At 70.0% G+C, this 23,263-nt stretch carries 11 protein-coding genes; 5 read left to right on the plus strand and 6 right to left on the minus strand.

The window, feature by feature from the left end:
- Window positions 1-263 precede the first annotated feature (263 nt).
- The 3 genes from ON23_RS03865 to ON23_RS03875 all read left to right on the plus strand — a co-directional run bounded on the left by ON23_RS03865 (window position 264) and on the right by ON23_RS03875 (window position 16,490).
- Window positions 264-13,907, plus strand: coding sequence for a condensation domain-containing protein (locus ON23_RS03865; RefSeq protein WP_051041948.1), 13,644 nt, complete (start codon window positions 264-266; stop codon window positions 13,905-13,907).
- A 194-nt stretch (window positions 13,908-14,101) separates the two neighbouring features.
- On the plus strand, window positions 14,102-15,130 hold the full coding sequence (locus ON23_RS03870; RefSeq protein WP_039776425.1) for an alpha/beta hydrolase: 1,029 nt from the start codon (window positions 14,102-14,104) through the stop codon (window positions 15,128-15,130).
- A gap of 112 nt (window positions 15,131-15,242) precedes the next feature.
- Window positions 15,243-16,490, plus strand: coding sequence for an Nramp family divalent metal transporter (locus ON23_RS03875; RefSeq protein ID WP_051041950.1), 1,248 nt, complete (start codon window positions 15,243-15,245; stop codon window positions 16,488-16,490).
- A gap of 6 nt (window positions 16,491-16,496) precedes the next feature.
- Here the strand turns inward: ON23_RS03875 and ON23_RS03880 are convergent, their stop codons facing one another.
- Complete coding sequence (locus ON23_RS03880) at window positions 16,497-17,363, minus strand: polysaccharide deacetylase family protein (protein ID WP_039776455.1); 867 nt, start codon at window positions 17,361-17,363, stop codon at window positions 16,497-16,499.
- Window positions 17,364-17,428: 65 nt separating this feature from the next.
- Here ON23_RS03880 and ON23_RS03885 point away from each other — a divergent pair, with 65 nt between their 5' ends.
- Complete coding sequence (locus ON23_RS03885) at window positions 17,429-17,803, plus strand: MerR family transcriptional regulator (protein ID WP_039776426.1); 375 nt, start codon at window positions 17,429-17,431, stop codon at window positions 17,801-17,803.
- 29 nt (window positions 17,804-17,832) lie between these two features.
- Here ON23_RS03885 and ON23_RS03890 read toward each other — a convergent pair whose 3' ends face one another.
- From ON23_RS03890 to ON23_RS03905, 5 genes are read right to left on the minus strand one after another with little or no spacing between them, the layout of a single operon-like run.
- Complete coding sequence (locus tag ON23_RS03890) at window positions 17,833-18,249, minus strand: hypothetical protein (RefSeq protein WP_039776427.1); 417 nt, start codon at window positions 18,247-18,249, stop codon at window positions 17,833-17,835.
- A 12-nt stretch (window positions 18,250-18,261) separates the two neighbouring features.
- Window positions 18,262-18,465 (minus strand): type II toxin-antitoxin system HicA family toxin, encoded by a 204-nt coding sequence (locus tag ON23_RS36675; RefSeq protein WP_083903680.1) that lies wholly within the window; start codon window positions 18,463-18,465, stop codon window positions 18,262-18,264.
- Window positions 18,466-18,524: 59 nt separating this feature from the next.
- Window positions 18,525-19,382, minus strand: a complete 858-nt coding sequence (locus tag ON23_RS03895; RefSeq protein ID WP_369974806.1) for an ABC transporter permease — start codon at window positions 19,380-19,382, stop codon at window positions 18,525-18,527.
- 5 nt (window positions 19,383-19,387) lie between these two features.
- Window positions 19,388-20,155, minus strand: coding sequence for an ABC transporter permease (locus ON23_RS03900; protein WP_083903683.1), 768 nt, complete (start codon window positions 20,153-20,155; stop codon window positions 19,388-19,390).
- A gap of 38 nt (window positions 20,156-20,193) precedes the next feature.
- Entirely contained in the window at window positions 20,194-21,192 is a 999-nt protein-coding gene (locus tag ON23_RS03905; RefSeq protein ID WP_276326880.1) for an ATP-binding cassette domain-containing protein, read from the minus strand.
- A 563-nt stretch (window positions 21,193-21,755) separates the two neighbouring features.
- Between ON23_RS03905 and ON23_RS03910 the strand changes: the two genes are divergently transcribed.
- Window positions 21,756-23,261, plus strand: a complete 1,506-nt coding sequence (locus ON23_RS03910; RefSeq protein ID WP_444543685.1) for an aldehyde dehydrogenase family protein — start codon at window positions 21,756-21,758, stop codon at window positions 23,259-23,261.
- The last annotated feature ends 2 nt before the right edge of the window (window positions 23,262-23,263 follow it).

The raw sequence follows: 23,263 nt of genomic DNA on the forward strand, positions 1-23,263 counted from the left end.
CCGGACAACGTATGTCGCTTCGCCACAGTGGTTTATCCGGGTGGCCCGGTTTCACCCGCCGTTGCCGCCGATCTGCGACCATGCTGAGGGATCGGCGCCCGGGGTGCGTGGGGTCGGCCCATGCCCGACAATGAGCGGGCAACCGGCGGTAGGAGGTAGAGGCTCGTGGTTCGGCTGTTCGAGCGGCGGGAAGATGTTCGGCAGGAGACCACGGTATGACTCACTCTGTCGGCATTCGCCGAGCACGGTCCCACAGATCGTTCGTGAGAACGCTGCCGCAACTGCTGACCGCCGCGGTGGAATCCGATCCGGACGCGATAGCCGTCGTCGTCGCGGACGGCACCGGCCCGGTCGCCGATCTCACCTATGCCGAGCTGGACGCCGAGTCGGCGCCCTTGGCCCGGTTGCTGATCCAGCGCGGCATCGGCAGTGAGGATCGGGTGGCGGTGGCGGCCCCGCCCTCGCTGGAAGCGGTGATCGCGATCTGGGCGGTCGCGCAGACCGGCGCCGCCGTCGTACTCCTGGATCCCGCCGCGCCGCAGACGTGGACGAGCCGAATTCTCGCCGACGCCCGTCCCGCGGTGGGGCTGACCATGACGGCCGATCTCGCGGAACTGCCGGCCGGGCCGGAATGGCTGTGTCTCGACAGCGCCGAACTGGGCGCCGCGCTGGACCGGTTGCCCGCCGATCCGGTGACCTATGCCCACCGGGTGCGCCCGCTGCGGGCCGAACATCCGGCGGCAGTGCTCTATCCGGTCGCCGAAGCGGACGCGGCCGTCGGCACCGTGATCACCCAGGCCGGGCTGTGCGCCGCCTGCGACGAGCGTCGCGAGCGACTGGGCGTCGACGCCGAATCGCGGGTACTGCATCCGGCGGCATCGGCCTCGGCCCTCTCGTTGCTCGAGCTGCTGACCGCGATCCGGGGGATTGCGACGCTGGTCGTCGCCGCGCCCACGGTGGCCCCGGGCACGGACCTCACGGAACTGTCGGCCGCGGCGGAGGTCACCCACGCCGTTCTCACCCCGGAGACGCAGGCGGTCACGCCCGTCACCGTACTCGCGACCGCGGGTGTCGCACCGGGCATCAGTGAGCCGCTGCGGGGTATCGCCGCATGGGTGCTCGATGATCAGCTGCGGCCGGTGCCGGACGGCGTGGCGGGCGAGTTGTACATCGGTGGTGACAGGTTGGCGCGGGGCTGTCACGGCCGTCCGGCGGCCACCGCTGCGGCTTTCGTCGCGAATCCGTTCGAGCCCGACGGTTCTCGCCTGTTCCGCACCGGAGAAGTGGTGCGGCGGACCGAGAGCGGACAACTCGAATTCCTGCCGAAACCCGGCACCGACGCGCGCGAGCATGCCGCCGAGCCATCCGCGTCGCAAACCGTAGCGTCCGTGCCGGAGTCCGTTGCTTCTGCGCCGATGCCTGCCGTGTCCGTGCCGCAGTCCGGTGCTTCTGCGCCGGTGCGTGCCGTGTCTGCGTCGGAGTCCGTTGTGTCCGTGCCGGAGTCCGCTGCTTCTGCACCCGAGTCCGCTGCGTCCGCGTGGGAGCGCTTTGTGCCCGCGCGGGAGCCCGCTGCGTCCGTGTCGGAGTCCGCTGCTTCTGCGCCCGAGTCCGCTGCGTCCACGCGGGAGCGCTTTGTGTCCGCGCCGAGGCTCTTTGCTTCCGCGCCGGAGCCTGCTGCTTCCGCGCCGGTGCTGCCGGCAGCCGGGCGGGTCGTCGCGCCGGAGCCGTCGGCGCGCCCGGTGTCATCGGCGCTGCCGGAGCCGCCTGTGCGCCCGGAGCCGTCGGCGCTGCCGGAGCCGCCTGCGCGCCCGGTGCCGTCCGCACTACCGGTGCCGTCCGCGCCCCCGGAATCGTCGGCACTGCCGGAGGCGCCTGTGCGCCCGCAGCCGTCAGCGCTACCGGTGCCGTCGGCGCTCCCGGTGTCGTCGGCACCCTCAGAGCCGCCTGCGCGCCCGGTGTCGTCGGCGCTACCGGAGCCCCCTGCGGGCCCGGTGCCGTCCGCACTGTCGGTTCCGCCGGCGCGTCCGGACCGTCTTCCGCTGTCGCCGCAGCAGTGGCACATCTGGTTTCACAATCAGTTCGACGCCGGCGACGGTCACACGACCGCACCCGTGGATGCGGTCGCCTCCGCGCTGCGGCTGTCCGGCCGTCTCGATGTGGACGCCATGCGGGCGGCTCTGGCCGATGTGGCCGAGCGGCACGAAATCCTGCGGACCGTCTATCCACAGACCGACGGCGTACCCCACCAGGTCGTCCTGTCGCCGGAGGAGGCCGTGCGGGAGGTGGAGCCGGTCTCGATCGACGAGGCGGAACTCCCCGCCTGGCTGGCCGGCACCGTGGCCACCGCCTTCGATGTCGCGACCGAGGTGCCGGTGCGGTTCGCGCTGGCCGAACTGAACGACGCGGAGCACGTACTCGCGGTCGTCGTGCATCGCATCGCCGCCGACCACGAGTCGATGGCCGTGCTCCTGCGCGATCTGCTGATCGCCTTTCTCGCGCGGCGCAATCGCGCGGTTCCGTCGCGCCCGCCGCTGGCGCTGCACTATGCCGACCACACCCTGCTGCATGCCCAACTCCTCGGCGATCGACGCGATCCCACGTCGCTCGCGGCCGGGGAGATCGAATACTGGCGGGAGGTGCTCGCCGGGATATCCGAGCCGCTGCCCCTGCCCGCGGATCGCCCGCGCCCGCCGGTGGCTTCCGGGCGCGGCGCGGAATATCCGTTCGCCATCGACGCCCGGCTCCGGGAGCGCATCGACGAGCTGGCGCTGACATCGGGCGTCGACCTCTTCACCGTGGTGCACGCGGCGTTGGCCGTTCTGCTCGCGCGGCTGTCGGGCCGGCGCGACATCGTGGTCGGCACTCCGGTTTCCGGCCGTCGCGAAGATGCCCTCGCCGCCCTGGTCGGACCGCTGGAAAATCTTGTCGCACTGCGGACGCCGGTGGACCCGGCGACGCCGTTCACCGAACTGCTGGCGACGGTGGCGCGGCGCGACCGGGACGCGTTCGAGCATGCCGTCCTGCCGTTCGAACTCCTGCTGGAAGGACTGAGCCCGCGGCGTTCGCGTGACCGTCACCCGCTGGTGCAGGTCCTGTTGTCGGTGCGTGAGCCGGATCGGATTCCGCTGTCGTTGCCGGGCCTGTCGCTCGCGCCGGTCGAGATCGACTGCACCGCAACGCCGTTCGATCTGCACCTCACCGTGGTGCCGGTCCGTTCCGACGGCCGGGGGCAGGAGCTGTCCGCGCGATTCGGGTACGCGACCGATCTGTTCGACGAGCCGACGGTGGCCGGTCTGGCCGATCGTTTGCTGCGGTTGCTGACGGAGGTGACCGACGCTCCGGACCGCCCGATCGGCGACCTCGAGGGCCTCGCGCCCGACGAGCTGACCCGGATCATTCACGAATACAACGACAATCGGCACCCCATCGCGCCGGCGCTGCTGCCGGCCGGTTTCCGTCGAGCGGTGACGCAGGTGCCCGACGCGGTGGCCGTCTCCTGTGCCGGCGCCGAACTCACCTACGCCCAATTGGACGCTCAGGTCAATCAGCTTGCCCGCCTGCTCATTTCCCGCGGGGTGCGTCCGGAGACGTCGGTCGGCCTGGCCGTTCGCCGGTCCCCGGATCTGCTCGTCGGCATGTACGCGATCCTGGCGGCCGGTGGCGTCTGTGTGCCGCTGGATCCCGACGATCCGGCCGATCGCACGGCACATATCGTCGATATCGCACGGCCCGTCTGCGTGGTGACCACCGTCGCCGACGTCATCACCGTGCCCGCGCGCATCCCCCTGCTGCGGTTGGACACGATGGATCTCGGCGGGTTCGATCCGAGCCCGATCAGGCCGCAGGAGTTGCTGTCGCCGTTGCTCCCCGAGCATCCGGCCTACGTCGTCTTCACCCCGGCCACGGCCGCCCGGCCGACGGGCGCCGTGCTGTCGCACGCCGCGCTCGACCAGCAGCTGGAGTGGATGTCGGCGGCCTATCCACTGGGCAGCCGGGACGTCTATCTCCAGTGGACGGCGGTGACCGCGGATGTCGCGCTGTGGGGCTGCCTGCTGCCTCTGCGGGCCGGCGCCACGCTGGTGCTCGCCGCGCGCGGCAGCGAGCGCGATCCCCGCGTTCTCGCTGAAACTGTTGCCGCCCACAGTGTTACGGTCACCGACTTCTCCCCGTCGGCACTGTCGGAGTTCGCCGAGCACACCGCCGCGGGAAGCTGCCCCACGTTGCAGGACGTCTTCGTCATCGGCGACGAGTTGTACCCGGAAACCGTCGATGCGGTACACGCCGTCTGCGATGCCCGCGTGCACCATCTGTACGGGCCGCCCGAGGCCGCGATCTCGGTCACCTACTGGCCGGCCGACGGCGAGGATCGGCCGGTCGTGCCGATCGGGTTGCCGCAGTGGAACGTTCGCGCCTATGTGCTCGACGACCGCCTGCGTCCCGTGCCGGAGGGAGAGCTGGGCGAACTGTATGTCGCCGGCGAGCGGCTGGCTCGCGGGTACTTGCGCCGTCCCGGTGCGACCGCGGAACGTTTCGTGGCCGACCCGTTCGGCTCCGGTGAACGCATGTACCGGACCGGCGATCGGGCGCGCTGGGATGCCCCGGAGGACACGCGGCCCGCACGCCTGGTTCGGGTGGGCGGCACGGATCATCGGATGGAATTCCGGCGGCGGCCGGGCGCGACCCGGGCCGCCGGGACGGCATCGTCCGAGCCGATGCGTGCCGAGCCCGAGTTCCGTGCGGCCGTCACTCCCACGGAGCAGGTCGTCGCGGACGCCTTCGGCGCGGAACTCGCCCGCGAGCGGGTGGGCGCGGACGACGACTTCTTCGCACTGGGCGGCGATTCCGCGCTCGCTCTCCGGGTGGTGACCCGGCTGGACGCGGCGCTCGGCGAACGGGTGCCGCTGCGTTGGCTGTTCGAGAACCCCACCGTGGCGAGGCTCGCGGTCGTTCTCGACGCGGAGATCCATGCCCGCCGCCGGCCCCGCCTCGGTTCGATCGAGCGTCCGCAGCGGCTGCCGCTCGCTCCGGCACAGCAGCGGATGTGGTTCCTCGAGCGTTTCGACCGTGGCGAGGCCGCCGCGCCGGAGTCGCGCCCGCGTGCCGAGGCCCACCACCTGAGCTTCGCGCTGCGGTTGACCGGCAGCCTGGACACCGAGGCGCTCGGTATCGCGTTCGACGACGTTCTCGTCCGGCACGAGATCCTGCGCACGGTGTATCCGGACACCGCGGACGGACCGGTGCCGACGGTGCTTCCCGCCGATATCCGGCTGCGGCTGCGTTCCGAACGGCTGGACGCGGCCGATGTGCCGGAAGCCGTGAAGGCAACGGCGGCAACGCCGTTCGATCTCGCGACCGAGATCCCCCTGCGGGTGCGGTTGGTCGAGATCGCCGATCTCGCCCCGGGAGCGCGGCGGGAGTACGTCCTCATCGTGGTGGTCCACCACATCGCCGCCGATGCGTCCTCGACGCGTCCGCTGGTGCGCGATGTGCTGGCCGCCTACGCCGCCCGTACTCGCGGCGCGGCGCCCGAGTGGGCGCCGCTGCCGGTGCAGTACGCCGATTACGTGCTCTGGCGCGACGGCGTACTCGGATCGGCGTCGCAGCCGGGTTCGGTCGCCCACCGCGAACTGTCGTACTGGCAGCGTGAACTACGCGGGCTGCCCGAGGTCCTGGCGTTGCCCACGGACCGTCCCCGTCCGCCGCTGGCGACGCGGGCCGGCGCCCGCGTCGAGGTGTGGATAGCGCCGCGGGTGCACGCCGGGCTGCTCGAGGTGGCACGCGCGCACCGCGCGACACTGGCCACGGTCGTCCATGCGGCCTTCGCCGTGCTGCTCGCCCGGCTGTCGGACAGCACCGACATCGCGGTCGGCACTCCCGTCGAGCGCCGCACGGAGACCGAACTCGACGATCTGATCGGCGTATTCACCGATACCGTGGTGGTCCGCACCCACGTCGATCCGCGGGCGCCGTTCACCGAGCTGCTGACGCGCCGGCGCGACGGCGACGCGCAGATCCACGCGCATGCCGAACTGCCGTTCGAAATCCTGATCGAGGCGTTGGCCGCGCCCCGGTCGACGGCGCATCATCCGCTCTTCCAGGTGGGCCTGTCGTTGCGCGACCGGGCCGCCGAATCGGCACTGCCGGAATGGGATCTGCCCGGTCTGAGCGTGACCGAGGTCGATGCCGATAGTGCCGCCACGCCGCTCGATCTGCATCTGAGCCTGACCGACACCTACGGTGAGGACGGAAATCCCACGGGAATCGGTGGCGCTCTCACATATGCGACCGACCTGTTCGAGGCCGCCACCGCGACCACGATCGCCGAGCGGCTGACGCTGCTGCTCGCGGGGGTGGTGGCCGACCCGGTGACGCCGGTCGGTGACCTGAACATCCTCACACCCACCGAGCGGACCCTGCCGGGCCGTGGCGCGACCGGGGAACCGGATCCGGACGCCACCACCCTGCCGGCCCTGCTGGCGGCCGCCGTCGCCGCCGCACCGGATGCGGTGGCGGTGTGGGCCGACTCGGCCGAGGCCGGCGGGTCCGAACCGGCTCCGGTGCGACTGAGCTACGCGGAACTCGACGCCCGGGTCAACCGCCTTGCGCGACATCTGATCTCGCTGGGTGTGGGCCCCGAGTCGCGGGTGGCGCTGGTGATGCCGCGCGGTGTGGACTTCATGATCGCGATGTTCGCGGTCTCGGTCGCCGGTGGCGCTGCTGTGCCCGTGGATCCCGATCAGCCGGCCGAGAGGATCGGCCGCCTCCTCGCCGCCGCCGAGCCGGTTGTCGTACTGTCCGCGACGAACCTGCCGGTGCCCTCCGGGCCCGGTGCGCCCGCCGAACCCGCTGTGGTGGCCCGTGATTGGCGCGGCCGCTCCCAATCCATGCCGGCGTTCACCGAGGCGGGCCGGCGTGTGGTCCGCGAGGACGTCGTACGCATCGACGAACTGGACCTGTCCGGTGTCTCGCCGCGGCCGGTCGGCGACGACGATCGGCTCGCGCCGCTGCTCCCGCAGCATCCGGCCTCCGTGATCGTCGGTCCGGGGGCGAACGGCCGGCTCCGGGGCCTCACCGTTGCGCACAGCGCCGCCGCGCGCCAATTGGCCCGGTATCGAACACGATTCGAGCTCGGGCCCGACGATGCGGTGCTCCCCGCGACCACCTCACCCTTCGAGTCGGCGGCCTGGGAGTTCTGGACCGCGGTCACGGCGTCCGCCCGCCTGGTACTCGCCGCACCGGACGCGACGGACGGCTCGCTGTCCGATCTGATCGAGCGCGAACGGGTGACCACGCTGCACACCGTGGCCGCGGCACCGGCCTCGTCGCTCGACGACCCGGCGGCGAGCCCGAGTTCGCTCCGGCGCGTGATCGTCCTCGGCGATGTGCCCGCCACGCCGCCACACCGTCCGGACGCCTCGCATCCGGTGGCGTTCCACCACCTGTCCGCCTACGCCGAGGGCGGGATCTCGATCGTCGACCATCGGCCCGACGCGCAGCACGTGGCCGATGCCGCGAACAACCGTGTCCGCGTGCTGGATTCGCGCCTGCATCCGGTCCCGGCCGGTGTCACCGGCGAGCTGTATCTGGCGGGTCCGGACCTCGCCCGCGGGTATGTCGCGGGTCCGGCCCGGACGGCGGAACGCTTCGTCGCCGACCCGTTCGGCGGCGGTGGGCGGATGTATCGCACCGGCGATCTGGTCGCGTGGACCGCGGCCGGCGGCCTCGACTATCGCGGCCGCACCGATCAGCAGGCGGTGGCCGGCGGTTTCCGCGTCGAAACGGGCGAGATCGAGGCCGTGCTGCTGCGGTTGCCGCAACTCGCGCAGGCGGCGGTGGTGGCGAAATCCGATCCGCGCACCGGTGATCGACTGGTCGCCTATCTCGTCTCCGCCGATCGGGAACTCGATCCGGCGCAGGTGAGATCGGCGTTGCGCGCGGCGTTGCCCGCCCGTCTGATCCCCGCCGCGTTCGTGGTGCTCGACTCGCTGCCGCTGACCGCGAACGGGAAGCTCGATCGAGATGCCCTGCCGGAACCGGAATCGGCGCCCACCGGTTTCCGGGCGCCCGGCACCCCGGTGCAGGGAGTCGTGGCCGGTGCCTTCGCCGAGGTGCTCGGCCTCGACCGGATCGGCATCGACGACGACTTCTTCGCGCGCGGCGGCAACTCCGTGCAGGCGGTCCGCGCCGCCGAGAACATCGGCGGCGCATTGGGATTCGACGTGCCGGTGAGAGCCCTGTACGAGGCCGCGACGGTGGGGGCGCTGGCCGCGTGGCTGGAGCGTGGCACACGACCGGCGCTGAGCGCGGCGCCGCGGCGGGAATCGCTGCCGCTGTCCTACGCCCAGCAACGGTTCTGGCTGCTCGACCAGTTCGACACCACCGCGACGGATTACCTCGTCTCCTGCGAGATCCGGCTGTCGGGCGCACTGGATGTGGCGGTGTTGCGGCAGGCGCTGACCGACCTGGTGGCACGACACGACATACTGCGCACGGTCTATCCCGAGGCCGAGGCCGGAACGGGCATCCCGATCCAACGGGTGCTGCCGGTGGCCGAGGCGACGCCGGATCTCGAGGTCGTGCAGACCGGCGCGGACCGGGGGACAGGCGAATTCGGCGGTGTCGACGTCACCGTCGAGGTTCCGTTCCGAGTGCGTCTGCATCAGCTGTCCGGTACCGAATACGTGCTGGTGATCACCGCCCACCGGATCGCCGTGGACGATATCTCGATGCGGTTGCTGGTCCGGGACCTCGCGACCGCGTACACATCCCGGCGCGCGGGCCGAGCGCCCGTGTGGGCACCGCTACCCGTGCGCTACGCCGATTACGCGCACTGGCAGCGCGCGGTATCGGGTTCCGAAGACGATCCGGAATCCCCGATTTCCGACCGGTTGCGTTACTGGACAACCGAACTCGCCGATCTCGCGGATGAACCGCGCTGGCCGGCCGATCGCCCGCGGCAGCGGAGTTTCGACGTCGGCACGGTCGGCATCACCGTCGATCCGCGGGTGCACGCCGCCCTCACCGCGCTGGCGCCGGCATACGGCTCGACCGTGTCCACGGTGGTGCACGCGGCGCTCGCGGTGGTGCTCGCTCGGATGTCCGGTACCGACGACGTCGCGATCGGCATCCCGGTCGCGGGCCGTGGCGAACCCGGCCTCGCCGACGTGGTCGGCCCGTTCGCCGACACTCTGGTGCTGCGCAGCCGGGTCACACCGAATCGCACCTTCGCGCAGGTGCTGACCGAGGTCCGCGACACCCACCTGCGGGCTGTCGCCAACGCCGGCGTCCCCTTCGAACGCCTGGTGGACGCGTTGGCTCCGCAGCGCAGCCGAGCGTGGCATCCGCTGGCGCAGGTGGCGTTCTCCTTCGGCGATCCGGTGGCGTGCGGTTTCGACGTACCGGATCTGAGTTCCGTGGTGGCGGAACCGGTTACCGACAGCGAGCGGTTCGATCTGCGACTGAGTCTGCGCGAACACCGCACGGGCGCCGGCGGAGCGGCCGGGATCCGCGGTGAATTCATCTATGCCACCGACCTGTTCGACCGCGAGACGGTCGTGCAGGCCGCTGAGCACCTGGTCCGGATTCTGGCGGTGGTGGCCCACGACGCCGATATCGCGCTCGACGGCCCGGATATGCCCGCGGCGCCCGACGATCTCGTCGCGAACATCGACGTGCCGGTGCGCGCGCCCATGACACTGCCCGACCTGATGGCGGCCGCAGTCGCCGCCGATCCGGACGGCCCGGCGGTGGTCGTGGGCGGTCGCGCGTTCACCTACGCCCAGCTCGACCTGGCCTCGACCAAACTGGCCCGGCGGCTGATCGAACTGGGAGCGGGCCCGGATGTCCGGGTCGCGGTGGCCATCGGACGTTCGCTCGAGGCCGTGGTGGCGCTCTGGTCGGTGGTGAAATCGGGTGCGGTGCTGGTGCCGATCGATCCGAGCGGTCCCGCCGACCGGATCGCCCGGATCGTGTCCGAATGCCGCGCGGATCTCGGCGTCACGGTGCGAGCCGCGGACCCGCAGCTACCGGACACCGCGGGCGGCTGGATCGTGCTGGACGATCCGAGGTTCGCCTACGAGGTCGACTCCTGTTCCGGCGCACCGATCTCCGATGCCGAACGCACGGTCGCGCTGGATCCGGACAATGCCGCGTGGCTGCTCTACGCTCCCGATTCCGACGATGTCGCCGACCGGCTGAGCGCCGTCGTGCTCACCCACGCGGGGCTGGCAAACCTGAGCGCCGAACTCGGTGAGCGCTACGAGCCGGACCAGGCCGCTCGGGTCCTGGCCTTCGCATCGCCCGCGCGTGCCGCGGCGCTGCTGGAGCTGTTGCTCGCCGTCGGGACGGCCGGGCCGCTGGTGATCGTGCCGCCGCACATCGCGGGCGGCGCCGAACTGGCCGGGGTCATGCAGGACCGCGAGGTGACGCATGCCGTCCTCGACGTGCCGACGCTGGCCGCACTGGACGGCGATCTCCCGGAGTCGGTGCGGATCATCCTCACCGATGCCGAGCCGGCCAGAGGCGATGCGCCGGCGTGGAGGCCGAGCGGCCCCGAGGGCCCGGATCGTCGCGTGCACACCGCCTTCGGCGCGATCGAGAGCACCGTCGCCTTCGCCGTGGGCGAGGTGGCGGCGACCGAGGCGGTGCCGGTGATCGCTGCGCCGAACCAGGGCGTGCGCGCGGTGCTCCTCGACGCACGGTTGCGGCCGGTGCCGGTGGGAGTGGCCGGCGAGCTGTATCTCGGCGGTGTCCAGCTGGCGCGGGGATATCACGACCGCCCCGGTGCCACCGCGAACCGGTTCGTCGCCGATCCCAGCGGGGTGCCCGGGCAGCGGCTGTTCCGCACCGGCTACGTGGTTCGCCGGCAGCGCGGTGTGCCGACGCTGGAATACCTGGGCCGTACCGAACCGCGCGCGGGCGGCCCGGCGATCGAGCCGGCCCGCCGAGCCCCGGAAACACCGGCCGAGCGGTTGCTCGCCGAGGTCTTCGCCGAGGTGGCGGGGATCGAGCACGTCGGCGCGACCGACGACTTCTTCGCGCTGGGCGGTGACGTCGCGCTGGCCGTCCGGCTCGCCGCGCGGGCGCGCATCCGGGGTCTGCGATTCACGCCTCGCGACGTGTTCACCGCGCGCACGATCGAATCGCTCGCCCGCCTCGCGGTCATCGAGGCGCCGGCCACCACCGGCGGCCCGATGCCGTTGCCGCCGATGGCGATTCGGCTGCTGGGACTGGAAGCGTCCGCGCTGCCGCAGCAGGCGATCGTGGTCGACCTTCCGTCCGACTGCGATCCCGAGCGGATCCGGGAAGCGGTCGCGGGTGTGCTCGAGCGGCATCCGATGCTGTCGGCGCGGCTGGACGAGGAGGCCCGAGTCTTCGTGATCCCGGAAACGCCTCCGGCGGCCGTATTGCGGCAGTTCGCGCCGGGCTCCGAGGCCGTCGATCTGGCGGTCCGGGCGATGGGCCGGGAACTGGATCCGGCGAGCGGGCACAACATCGCCTTCGGGCTGATCCCCTCGCCCGAAGGCGGCGATGCGGCGGCGAGTGTGGTCGTGGTCGCGAACTGCCTAGTGGTCGACGATACGTCTTGGCGCATCGTGATCGACGAGCTGTCGGACGCCTGGGCGGGTGGCCATTCCGCGCCCGCGGCCGTCGACGCCGGCCCGATCGGATTCAGTCGCGTCCTGCACGAGCGGGCCGACGCCGCCGGCACCGTCGAGCAACTCGACTGGTGGCACGACCATCTCCGGCCCGCCCCGGCCGACGCCCCGATCCAGGGTCTCGATCTCGCGGCCCGCGGCCGGGTGTCGCTGGTGATCACCGCCGAGGGCGCGAACGCGGTGGACGCGGTGGCGCGGGCCTACCATGCCACCGTCGAGGAGGTACTGCTCACCGCGTTCGCCTTGGCGCAGGAACCCACACCCCGCGGCACCGCGGGCGACCTGATCGGTGCCGTGGTGCAGCTGCCGGCCGACGGTCGCGCGGCGTGCGGAGCGGAATACGCCACGACCGCAGGCGGTTTCACGGCTACCCACCCGTTGCTCGTGAGCCTTGCGGGAATCGATGTGGACGAGGCCCTGCTCGGCGGCCCCGCTGCCGGCGTGGCCATCGGCCGGATCAAGGAGTTGCGCCGCGCCGTCCCCGATTGCGGCGTCGGCTACGGCCTGCTGCGCTACCTCAACCCGCGGACCGGTCCGCAGCTGGCCGCGGCGGCCCGAGGGCGCACCGCCTTCCGCTATCGGGACCTGCGTCCGGCCCGGCCCTATCCGGGACCGCCGCCCGGCGACGTGCTGCTCGACATCACCGTGGACGCGACCGATGACGGCCTGCTGGCGCGATTCGACTACGCGGCGGCGGCTTTCACCGTCGATCAGGTGAAAGACTTCGCCGGACAATGGGTTCGGGCCCTCGGTGGTCTGGCCGAACACGGAACACGCCCCGACGCCGGCGGTTTCACGGTGTCGGACTTCGCCCTGGTGCGGATGGAGCAGAGCGAGATCTCCGAACTGTCGCAGACCTACCCGAACCTGGCGGACGTCTGGCCGGTACCCGCGGCGCAGGCGGATATGCTGGCCGCACGCGCCGACTCCCCGGCGGGCCCGGCGCTGACCAGGGTCACCGTGGATCTCGACGGTTCCGTGGACGAGTCCCGGTTGCGCGCCGCGGCGCAAGCGGTGCTCGAGCGCCACGACGCCCTCCGCGTCGCTTTCACCGCCGACCGCGCCGGCCATCCGATCCAGGTGGTCTCGTCCCGAGTCGACGTCGCCTGGCGCGGTATCGATCTCACCGATCTCGAACTCGACGCGGCACAGGCCGAGGCGACGCGTATCGCCGCACTCGACTCCGCCGAGAACGTCGAGCCGGATCGGGCGCCGCTGCTGCGGTTCACCTTCCTGCGATTGCCTTCCGCGGCTTACCGCCTGCTGATCACCGGCCATCGCGCGCTGATCGACGGCTGGTCGGCCTCGCTGCTCGTCAGGGATCTGCTGACCCGCTACGCGGTGGGCACGCGGACCAGGCAACTGCCGAAATCCGTCTCGCACGCGGAGTATCTGCGGTGGCTGGCCGCACAGGATCTCACCACCGCACGCGCGCGGTGGCGGCACGCACTGGCCGGAGTCACCGAACCGACGCTGCTGGCCCCGGCCGACGCGGGTCGCGCCCGCTCGAACGAGACGGGCGTCGTCGGCTTCGAACTGTCGGCCGCGGAGACCGAACGTTTGACCCGGCTCGCCGTCCGGCTGAACGTATCGGTGGACACGGTGGTGCGGGCGGCGTGGGGGCTGGTCGTCGCGCGGGAGACCGGCCGCGACGACATCGTCTTCGGCGCAGTGGTTTCCGGCCGGCCGGCGGCCCTGCCCGGAGTGGCGGCGATGGTGGGTTCGTTCCGCGCCGTGGTTCCGGTGCGGCTGCGCGGGGCGTCCTCGGGCACCGTGACGGAGTTGCTGACCCGCCTGCAGGCCGAACAGTCCGCGCTGTCGGAATCCTGCTGTCTGGGGTTGCGCGATATCGAGGATGCCGCCGGTGTGGCCGGAATGTTCGACTCCCTGGTCGTATTCGAATCGTTCCCGGTCGATCGTGAGGTACTCGACCGGCTGGCCGTCGACGGCGTCGGGGTCACCGGGTTCGCCGTAGCGGACGATCTCGACTATCCGCTGACCGTAGTCGTGGTGCGCGACAACCAGCTTCGCGTCACCCTGAAATACGCGTGCGATGTCTTCGGCGAATCGGCCGCCGGCGCCTTCTCGCAACGGCTCGCCGCACTCGTCGCCCGGTTCGTCGAGACGCCGGATGCGGACCTCGCCGACCTCGACGCGCCGGCGGCCTCCGGATCGGCGGCCCCCTCCGACCCCGGGCCACTCCTGGCGCGCGGGGCCGGTCCTCGCCCGGAGGGGCGGTCTCCGGCATGATGGGCGGCGCATGCGTAACGGACCGGTCTGGTCAGACGACTAGATAGGCCGTAGGGTCGGGCGAGGTCTCGACCGTCCGGGTGGCGCCTCGCCGGGCGCCCCACGGAAGAGCTGAAACCGAATTCGAGCAGATAGCGAAGGTGTGAACATTGATTCGTCGACACTTCCGGCGTAGTGGTCTGAGAGCTGCTGCCGTGCTCGCGGCCACCGGAGTCCTCACAGGCGTCGTGGCCGGAGTCGGCGCAACGTCCGCCTCGGCGGAGGATCCGGTCATCGCCTCGAAGTCTCTGTTGGCCGACCCGCAGTCGCCCGACGGATCGCGGATCGAGAAGGCCACCTACAAGGACGACCGCAGCATCCGGCTGTACGTTCACTCGGCGGCGATGAACCGCACCTTCCCGGTCGATGTGCAGCGCCCCGCCGACGCCTCGGTGCCGCGCCCGACCCTGTATCTGCTCAACGGCGCGGGCGGCGGCGAGGACGACGCGTCGTGGCAGAAGAAGACCGATATCGTCAACGGCTTCCTGTCCGACAAGAACGTCAACGTCGTGCAGCCCATCGGCGGTAAGTGGAGCTACTACACCGACTGGCTGAAGGACGACCCGAGCCTGGGCCGCAACAAGTGGAAGACCTTCTTCACCGAGGAGCTGCCCCCGCTGATCGACGGCGCGCTGGGCACCAACGGTGTCAATGCCATTGCGGGCCTGTCGACTTCGGGCACCTCGGTGCTGAACCTGGCGATCGCCAAGCCGGGCCTGTACAAGTCGGTGGCCGCCTATTCCGGCTGCGCGGAGAGCAGCACCCAGGTCGGCCGCGAAGCGGTGAAGCTCACCGTCAACACCTGGGGCGGCGGCGACGTGCGCAACATGTACGGCGAGGACGACAACCCGGCCTGGCAGGACAACGACCCGCTGCTGCACGCCGATCAGCTGCGCGGCGCGAACCTGTACATCTCCTCGGGTAACGGCCTGCCCGGCCAGTGGGACACCCTCAACGGCCCCTACGCCCTCCCCGGTGCCTACGGCTTGGGCAACCAGCTCGTCGTCGGCGGCGTGATCGAGGCCGCGACCAACTACTGCAGCCACGACCTGCAGGCGAAGCTGGACTCGCTGAACATTCCGGCGACCTACAACTTCCGCAGCTCGGGCACCCACTCGTGGGGCTACTGGCACGACGACTTCCTCGACTCGTGGCCGGTGCTGGCCCGCGGTCTGGGCATCTGACCGCCTCACCCGAACCACGGATCCGCCTCGATCGCCCTCGCGATCGGGGCGGATTCGCTCTTTTCCGGGGCCTGGCTCACTAAAAAGTTCGGTCACCCGTAAACTATTTTTCATGGATGCGATCACCGTCGAATCCGGGCCGGCGAGCCGGAATCGGCTGCGTTCGCTCGTGGTCCTGCTGGGCCCGGCGTTCGTGGCGGCGATCGCCTATGTCGACCCCGGCAATGTCGCCTCCAACATCAGCGCCGGCGCGCAGTACGGCTATCTGCTGGTGTGGGTGGTCGTCATGGCGAATGTGATGGCCGCGCTGGTGCAGTATCTGTCGGCGAAACTGGGCGTGGTGACCGGCCGCTCGCTACCGCAGATCGTGCGCGAACGAGCCGGGCGCCCGGTCCGGCTGGCCTATTGGGGACAGGCCGAATTGACCGCGATGGCAACCGATCTCGCCGAAGTCGTCGGCGGCGCCATCGCCTTGAATCTGCTGTTCGGACTGCCGCTGCTGCTCGGCGGCGTGATCACCGGCGTGGTGTCGATGGCCTTGCTGGCCGTGCAGAACCGCCGCGGACAGCAACCGTTCGAGCGGGTGATCATCGGCCTGCTGGCGGTGATCGCGATCGGCTTCCTGGCCGGTGTGGTGATCTCGCCGCCGTCGCCCTCCGGCGTGGCCGGCGGGCTGGTGCCGCGATTCGACGGTGCGCAGAGCGTACTGCTCGCCGCCGCCATGATCGGCGCCACGGTGATGCCGCACGCGATCTATCTGCACTCCGGCCTGACCCGGGACCGGCACGGCCGCACCGAGCCGGGCCCGCGCCGCAGCCGCCTGTTGCGCGCGACCCGGATGGACGTCGGTCTCGCGATGATCATCGCCGGTGCGGTCAATCTGGCGATGCTGCTGATGGCCGCCGCCACGCTCGGCGGCCGCGATATCGACTCGATCGAATCCGCGCACGCCGCGGTCCGCGAGGTCCTCGGTCCCTGGGCCGCCCTGCTGCTGGCCGTGGCCCTGCTGGCCTCCGGCCTGGCATCCACCTCGGTGGGTGCCTACGCCGGCGCGATGATCATGGACGGGCTGCTTCGGCGCAAGGTCCCCCTGCTGTTCCGCCGCGTCGTCACCCTGATTCCGGCTCTGCTCATCCTCGCCGCCGGCGTGGACCCCACCCGCGCCCTGATCGTCTCGCAGGTGGTGCTGTCCTTCGGCATCCCGTTCGCGCTGATCCCGCTGGTGCGGTTCACGAGTGATCGCGTCCTGATGGGTGCGGACGCCAATCATCGGGCGACCACCGCGGCCGCGTGGCTGATCGCCGCCGTGATCAGCGCCTTGAACCTGTTGCTGATCTATCTGACCGTCGCCGGGCGATAGCGGCCGTCACGCCGTCGTCCGTCGATAATGCTCCGCGATCTCGTCGCTCGTGGTCACCCAGACGCCCGGATGGTTCACCACGTAGTCGAGCGCCTCGTCCAGATAGCGGTGCCGGAACGCCTGCCCGGTGACGAACGGGTGCAGCGCCAGCGCCAGTACCCGGCCGCTGTCGGCGGAATCGGCGTAGAGCTGGTCGAGCTGGTCGCGGACCATGCGGACGAAATCGGGGCCGGTGAGGCCCTTGCTGACGAAGATGCCGATGTCGTTCAGTTCCACCGAATACGGAACACTCAGCAGCCCGGGCACATTCAGCCGATAGGGCTGATCGTCGTTGGTCCAGTCGAGGACGTACTCGAGTCCCAGTTCGGCCAGCAGCTGCGGCGTGTGGAAGGTTTCGGTGAGGCCCGGTCCCATCCAGCCCCGGGGCCGGCGGCCGGTGGTCTTCTCGATGGTGGTGACGATATCGGTCAGGACCCGGCGTTCCTCGTCCAGCGACAGGCCGGTGTGCAGATGGCTGTTGCTGCTGCCGTGCGCGAGCCAATCCCAGCCGCGTTCCTTCCCGGCCGCGATGATCTGCGGATACCGTTCGCCCACATCGGAATTCAACAGCGCGCTGGCCCGGATCCCGTACTTGTCGAGCAACTGGATCTGGCGCCAGATGCCCACCCGCGGGCCGTAGTCACGCCAGCCGTAGTTCAGGGCGTCCGGCGTCAGGGCGGTGGTGCCCTCGTAGGTCGCGGTGCCCGGCAGGTCGACGTAGAAATGTTCGATATTGAGGCCGACGTAGAACGCGACTCGTTTACCCTCGGGCCAGTGGATCGGCTCGCGCTCGGTGATGGGGGAGTAGTCGTACAGTGTGATGTCCGTGCTCATGCCGGTATCGTCGAACCTTGCCATACATGTGAAGGTCAATCGAAAGCCGTTGTGAGGTAGGGCATATGCGAATCGGTGAGTTGGCGGAGCGGACCGATACGTCCCGGCGGCTGTTGCGCTACTACGAGGAGCAGGGCCTGATCCGGGTGCGCCGCTGCGCCAACGGCTACCGCGACTACGACGAGCGTCTGGTCGATCAGATCCTGCACATCCGCGGGCTACTGGACGCGGGCCTGCCCACCCGGATCATCAAGCAGATCCTGCCCTGCCTGGACGACCCGCGCGACATCCATTTCGCCGACGCCACACCGGAAATCATCGCCACCCTCGAACACCAGCGCGACCGCCTGACCCAGCGCATCGACCTGCTCATCCGCAACCGCGACGCCATGACCGCCTACATCGGCGAACTCCGCGGCTGCGCCCGCCCGGCCTCGTAGGCCGGCCCTTGGCGGCCGGATCGGCGGGCTCAGCTCGCCTGGGCCTGCTCACGTGCCTTGGATGCTGTCATCTGTCCGATCCGCTGGAAGGTGTATCCGGTGAGACTTGCGATGTCTCGCAACGGAATTCCCTGCTCGGCGAGTTCGACGGCCAGCGCCTGCGCCTCGGCCTGGTTCTCCCGCTCGATGCGCTCGATTTCGGCCCGTCCGGCGCGGATACGCGCGGCGCGTTCGTTGATATTGCGCACGCCACCGAGGTCATCGATCACCACCTCGATATCGATCGTGGAGGGGGCTACGTCGAGGGTGAGGGTGACATAGTCCCGTGCCTCGTCCGCGACGTCGTCGAGTCTGCGTGCCTGGGTCTGTGCGTCCTCGCCGAGTGCGGGGATGGTCACCGCCCACCACCGGCCCTCGCGTCCGGTTACGTGTGCCTCGTATTTCATCGCCGTCTCCTCTCAGCAACTGCAGCCGTCGACCGCTTTCCGGATGCTCCGCACCACGCCGGCTCGGATCGTCGTATGCCCATCCGGAACAGTCACCGAATGTTGCCCGGTCGGACACTGCCACAGACTGTGACTGCCCTTGCCCTGGCGCTTACGGCTCCATCCCGAACGGATGAGTTCCTGGAGGATCGTCCGGGTCGGCTGTTCGCTGATCACCAGTGTTGTCTACTCATTGGACAATTACAAGTCAAATGAGTAGACGTGTCCTTGTCGAATCAGGCTCCTGTTTCGGCGGCGCGGCGGTAGCCGCGGACGGCCGGGTAGCCGAAGACGACGATCATGCCGAGGACCCAGGCCACGGTCTTCCACAGGGGTTCGGCGACCGGGCCGTCCCAGCAGAGTCCGCGCATCGCGTCGATGGCAGTGCTCATGGGCTGGTTCTCGACGATCGTCTGCAACCAGGTGGGGTAGGCGAAGACCGGGACGAAGCCGGAGTTGAAGAACATCAGCAGGGTATTGATGATGCTGATGATGTTGACCAGCATCACGCCCTCGGAGACGGTGGCCAGGGCGGTCACCATCACCGCGAAGCCCACGCCGAACAGCACCGGGATGCCGATCATGGCCAGGGAGGCCAGCGGGCCGTTCCAGAAGCGGAAGCCGATGCAGACACCGACCGCGATCACGAACAGCGTGGTCACCAGGACGCGCAGCGCCTCGGCCAGCAGCCGCCCGGTGAGCCCCGCGGCCCGGTGGATCGGCATCGTCCAGAAGCGGCCGAGCAGGCCGGTGTACTTCTCGGTTTTGAAGCCCAGCGCACTTACCACGGCTCCGGACATCGCCGCCACCAGCGTGATCAGCGGGACCGTGCCGTAGACACTGGGCATGCCGGTGGCCGCGGTGATCGAATCACCGAGCACGATCCGGAACATCAGCAGCGTCAGGGCGGGATAGATCAGCGTCTGAATGGTGGTCGCTGGATCGCGTGCCCACACCATCAGCAGCCGCTTGCATTGGATCAGGCTGTGCCGCGCCCAGGTCGCGACGGACCGCTCCGACCGCGGCGCGACCGTCGGCAGCGGCGTCTGCCAGCCGAGAGTTTCCGGGGCGGTCTCGGTCGTATCGATGGTCAGACTGCTCACGATCGCCTCACACTCGCCCACACCGCCAGCGGTACGAACGCCGCCGTCAGACTGATCAACCACACCAGCGGCACCCACAGCACATGCCAGCTCACCCCGCCCGCGGCCATATCCCGCAGCGCGAAGGAGAACTGCGAGACCGGCTGATTACGCGCGAACGGCCGGATCCACGCCGGGAATCCGGATTCCGGTACGAAGCCGCACGACAGCATGCCGAGGATCAGCGTCGGCAGGGTCAGTGCCTGACTCAGCGCCTCCGGACTCTTGGTGAAACTGCCCAGCGCGTCCGCGCCGATGGCCAGCACCGTGCCGACGGCCAGCGAGAACACGCAGAACAGCACGGCCTGGCCGAGTCCGGCGGTGAACCGGAAGCCGATCATGTAGCCGAAGATCAACGCCGCGATCAGCGAGGTCACCGAACGCACCAGACCCGCGCAGATGCGCGAGGTCAGCGGGACCATCGGCCCGATCGGCATGGTCTGCATCCGGGTGTGCAGACCGGTCATCGATTCGAAGGCGGCGATCTGCGCATTCGACATCATGGTGAACGACATGGTCTGCAGCACGATGATCGGCATCACGAACTGCGCGTAGTCGATGCCGCGGAACTGCATCACATACCGCAGCGGCAGATAGAAGCCGAGGGTGAACACCAGCGGCGTGATCACCGCGACGACCAGTTCACCCTTGGTCGCCATCGTGCGCACGATCCGACCGGTCAGCGCCCGCCACTGGGCGAAGCTGGAGATCCGCGCCTCGGGCATCTGTGCGAAGAGACGGGCCTCGGCGGCCACCGGCGCGCTCACTGAACTCCGCCGGAGTGTCCGGTGATGGACAGGAAGACGTCGTCGAGCGAGGGCCGCCGCAGCGCGATATCGGCCAGTTCCAGGCCCGCGGCGTCGAGACGGCGCACCGCCTCGGCGAGGGTGCTCGCCCCGTCCGGGGCGGGGATCGAGATCCGGTCGCCGGCGAATTCGTGCCGCAACGCCTCGGGCACCAGCTCGCCGAGCGCGGTCACCGCCTTGCGCAGCTGCGTCGGATCCAGCGGGACCACCTCGCAGTAACTGCCGCCGGTCTTCTCCTTGAGTTCGTCGGCCGTGCCCTCGGCGATCACGGTGCCCTTGTCGATGACGATGATGTTGTCGCTGAGGACGTCGGCCTCTTCCAGATACTGCGTGGTCAGCAGCACCGTGATGCCCTGCTCCTTGAGCGCGTTGACCAGATCCCACACGCCCTGGCGGCTGCGCGGGTCGAGGCCGGTGGTCGGCTCGTCGAGGAAGACCACCTCCGGCCGCACCACCAATCCGCAGGCGATGTCGACGCGGCGGCGCATACCGCCGGAGTAGTGCCGCACCGCGCGCTTACCGGCGCCGACCAGGTCGAATTCCTCGAGCAGGGTGTCGGCGCGGCGACGCGCGTCCTTCTTGGGCAGGCCCATCAGCCGCCCGAACAGTTCCAGGTTCTCGCGGCCGGAGAGATTCTCGTCCAGCGCCGCGTACTGCCCGGTCATCATGATCGAGCGGCGTACTCCGGCCGCGTCGGCCACCACGTCGTGCCCGGCCACCGAGGCACTGCCCGAATCGGGGCGCAGCAGAGTGGACAGGATCTTGACCGTGGTGGTCTTGCCGGCGCCGTTGGGACCGAGGATGCCCAGCACCGAGGCACGGGCGGCGGTGAAGCTGATGCCCTGCAGCGCCTGGACCTCGCCGAAGGATTTGCGCACATCGTCGACCACGACGGCCGGATCGGTGCCCGATGCGGTCACAGCGGTATCGGCCCCGGTGGTCGCGTCGGTGCTCACCCGGGACGCTGCCGCGTCGGTACCGGCCCGAGACGCTGCCGCGTCGGTACCTGCCCGAGACGCTGCCGCGTCGGTGGCGCCCGAATCCTCACGCGGTGTGTGCGATTCTGCGTTGTCCAAACTCGGCATCAACTCTCCACTATCGGCCGGGCCGCGACCGGATTGTCCGGAACGCTGATCTTTGTCCCGGTTGATGGATACCTTCCACCGGGCGCGATGTTACTTCGTCTCGCTGCGCGGCCGTCGGTGCCGCGGGCTCGGGGCGCCGACCGGGCCCTGGTGTTTTCCGCCGCGGTAGTTTTCTACCGCGATCTGAAACATGGTGTTGTCGAAACGCCTCCGCGGGTTCAATCTGTGGCGTTGCTCACACTTCTGTCGGCGAATCGGTCTCGATCACCATTGTCGCTGGTCCGGACGCGGACCGGGCGGTTCGTAGGATGTTCGCGGTTGTTGTCGCCCGCCCGGAACGCACCATAGTCTGACGATCAGGGCAGCGGTATCGATTCGTCCGCACCCGCCCGCGGCATCGTCGCCCGCCCGCTGCTGGTGCACACGTCGAACGAATGCCGAGGTCTCCGCCGGCGAGAGGGTGGCCAATGGCCGAGATGCTGAAGTCCCACGATCCACGCACCGGCGAGCTCATCGGCGAATATCCGATCCTGGACGCGGCCGCGGTCACCGAGGTCGTGCGCGCCGCTCGATCGGCCGAGACCTGGTGGGCGGCAATCGGATTCGCCGGGCGCAAGCGCTGGCTGCTGGAATGGAAGCGCAGTATCGCCCGCAATGCCGGCGAACTGGCCGAACTGATCTGCACCGAATCGGGTAAGCCGCGCGTCGACGCCGCGATCGAGATCATGCTCGCCGTGGAACATCTGAACTGGGCCGCGCGCAACGCCGAAAAGCTCTTGGGGCGAAGCAAACTCGCCTCGACCTGGCTCACCCGCAACCAGCGGGCTTCGGTGGGGTATCTGCCGCTGGGCGTGGTCGGGGTGCTCGGCTCGCCGAACAACCCGGTCTTCACCCCGATGGGCTCGATCGCGTACGCGATGGCCGCCGGCAACGCGGTGGTGTTCAAGCCCAGCGAGCTCACCCCGGGTGTCGGTATCTGGCTGGCCGACAGCTGGGCCGCACTGGCGCCGAACAAGCCTGTCCTGCAGGTGATCACCGGAACCAGCGCGACCAGTGCCGAGCTGTGCCGCGCCCGGGTCGACAAGATCGCCTACGCCGGCTCCGAGGCCGGTGCGCGCGAGGTGATCGAACTGTGCGCGCCCACGCTGACGCCCGTCGTGGTGGAGAAGGCCGGTAAAGGCACGATGATCGTGCATGTCGACGCCAAACTCGACACCGCGGCCGAAGCGGCGGTGTTCGGCGCCATGTCCAACGCGGGGCAGAGCCCGGCCGGTATCCAGCGGGCCTACGTCGCGGACTCGGTGTACGAACCGTTCCTGGAAAGGGTCGTCGCCCGGGCGCGTTCGCTACGGCCCGGTGGCGATCGCAAGGCCTCCTACGGTCCGATGATCATGGATTCCCAGGTCGAGGTGGTCCGCCGGCAGGTCAAGGATGCGATCGCGCGCGGCGGCCGGGCCGTGGTGGGCGGCCTGGAATCGATCCGCGAACCGTATATCGAGCCGATCGTGCTGACCGATGTGCCCGAGGACAGCCAGGCGATCACCGCGGAGGCGGTCGGGCCGGTGCTGATCGTGAATCGGGTGGCGAATATCGACGAGGCGATCGATCGCATCAACGCCGCCGATCAGGGCCTGGCCGTCTCGGTGTTCACCCGCGACGTGCGGGGTGTCGCCGACTTCGCCGAACGCATCAGAACCGGTGTGGTGACGGTGAATTCGACCATGGCCTACGCCGCCAACCCGGCCCTGCCCTTCGGCGGGGTCGGCGAGTACGGGCAGGGGCATACGCACGGCGAGGCCGGATTGCGCGAATTCAGCCGCACCCTGGCGATCGCGGAGAAGCGCTACCGGGCGCCGGTGGATCTGTCGAGTTTCGACCGGCACCCGCGCCACCTGCGGTTGACGCGGGCGATCTTCCGGATCCGCCACAGCAGGTTCTAGCC

Source organism: Nocardia cerradoensis NBRC 101014, assembly GCF_000308535.1.
Lineage (GTDB): Bacteria > Actinomycetota > Actinomycetes > Mycobacteriales > Mycobacteriaceae > Nocardia > Nocardia cerradoensis.

What these genes read in the sequence shown, in the direction of transcription:
- ON23_RS03900 (WP_083903683.1), bottom strand. Translation starts at nt 20,155, where the DNA reads ATGCCCGAGGCGCGGATCTCCAGCTTCGCCCAGTGGCGGGCGCTGACC.
- ON23_RS03875 (WP_051041950.1), top strand. Translation starts at nt 15,243, where the DNA reads ATGGATGCGATCACCGTCGAATCCGGGCCGGCGAGCCGGAATCGGCTG.
- ON23_RS03910 (WP_444543685.1), top strand. Translation starts at nt 21,756, where the DNA reads ATGCCGAGGTCTCCGCCGGCGAGAGGGTGGCCAATGGCCGAGATGCTG.
- ON23_RS03890 (WP_039776427.1), bottom strand. Translation starts at nt 18,249, where the DNA reads ATGAAATACGAGGCACACGTAACCGGACGCGAGGGCCGGTGGTGGGCG.
- ON23_RS03880 (WP_039776455.1), bottom strand. Translation starts at nt 17,363, where the DNA reads ATGAGCACGGACATCACACTGTACGACTACTCCCCCATCACCGAGCGC.
- ON23_RS03885 (WP_039776426.1), top strand. Translation starts at nt 17,429, where the DNA reads ATGCGAATCGGTGAGTTGGCGGAGCGGACCGATACGTCCCGGCGGCTG.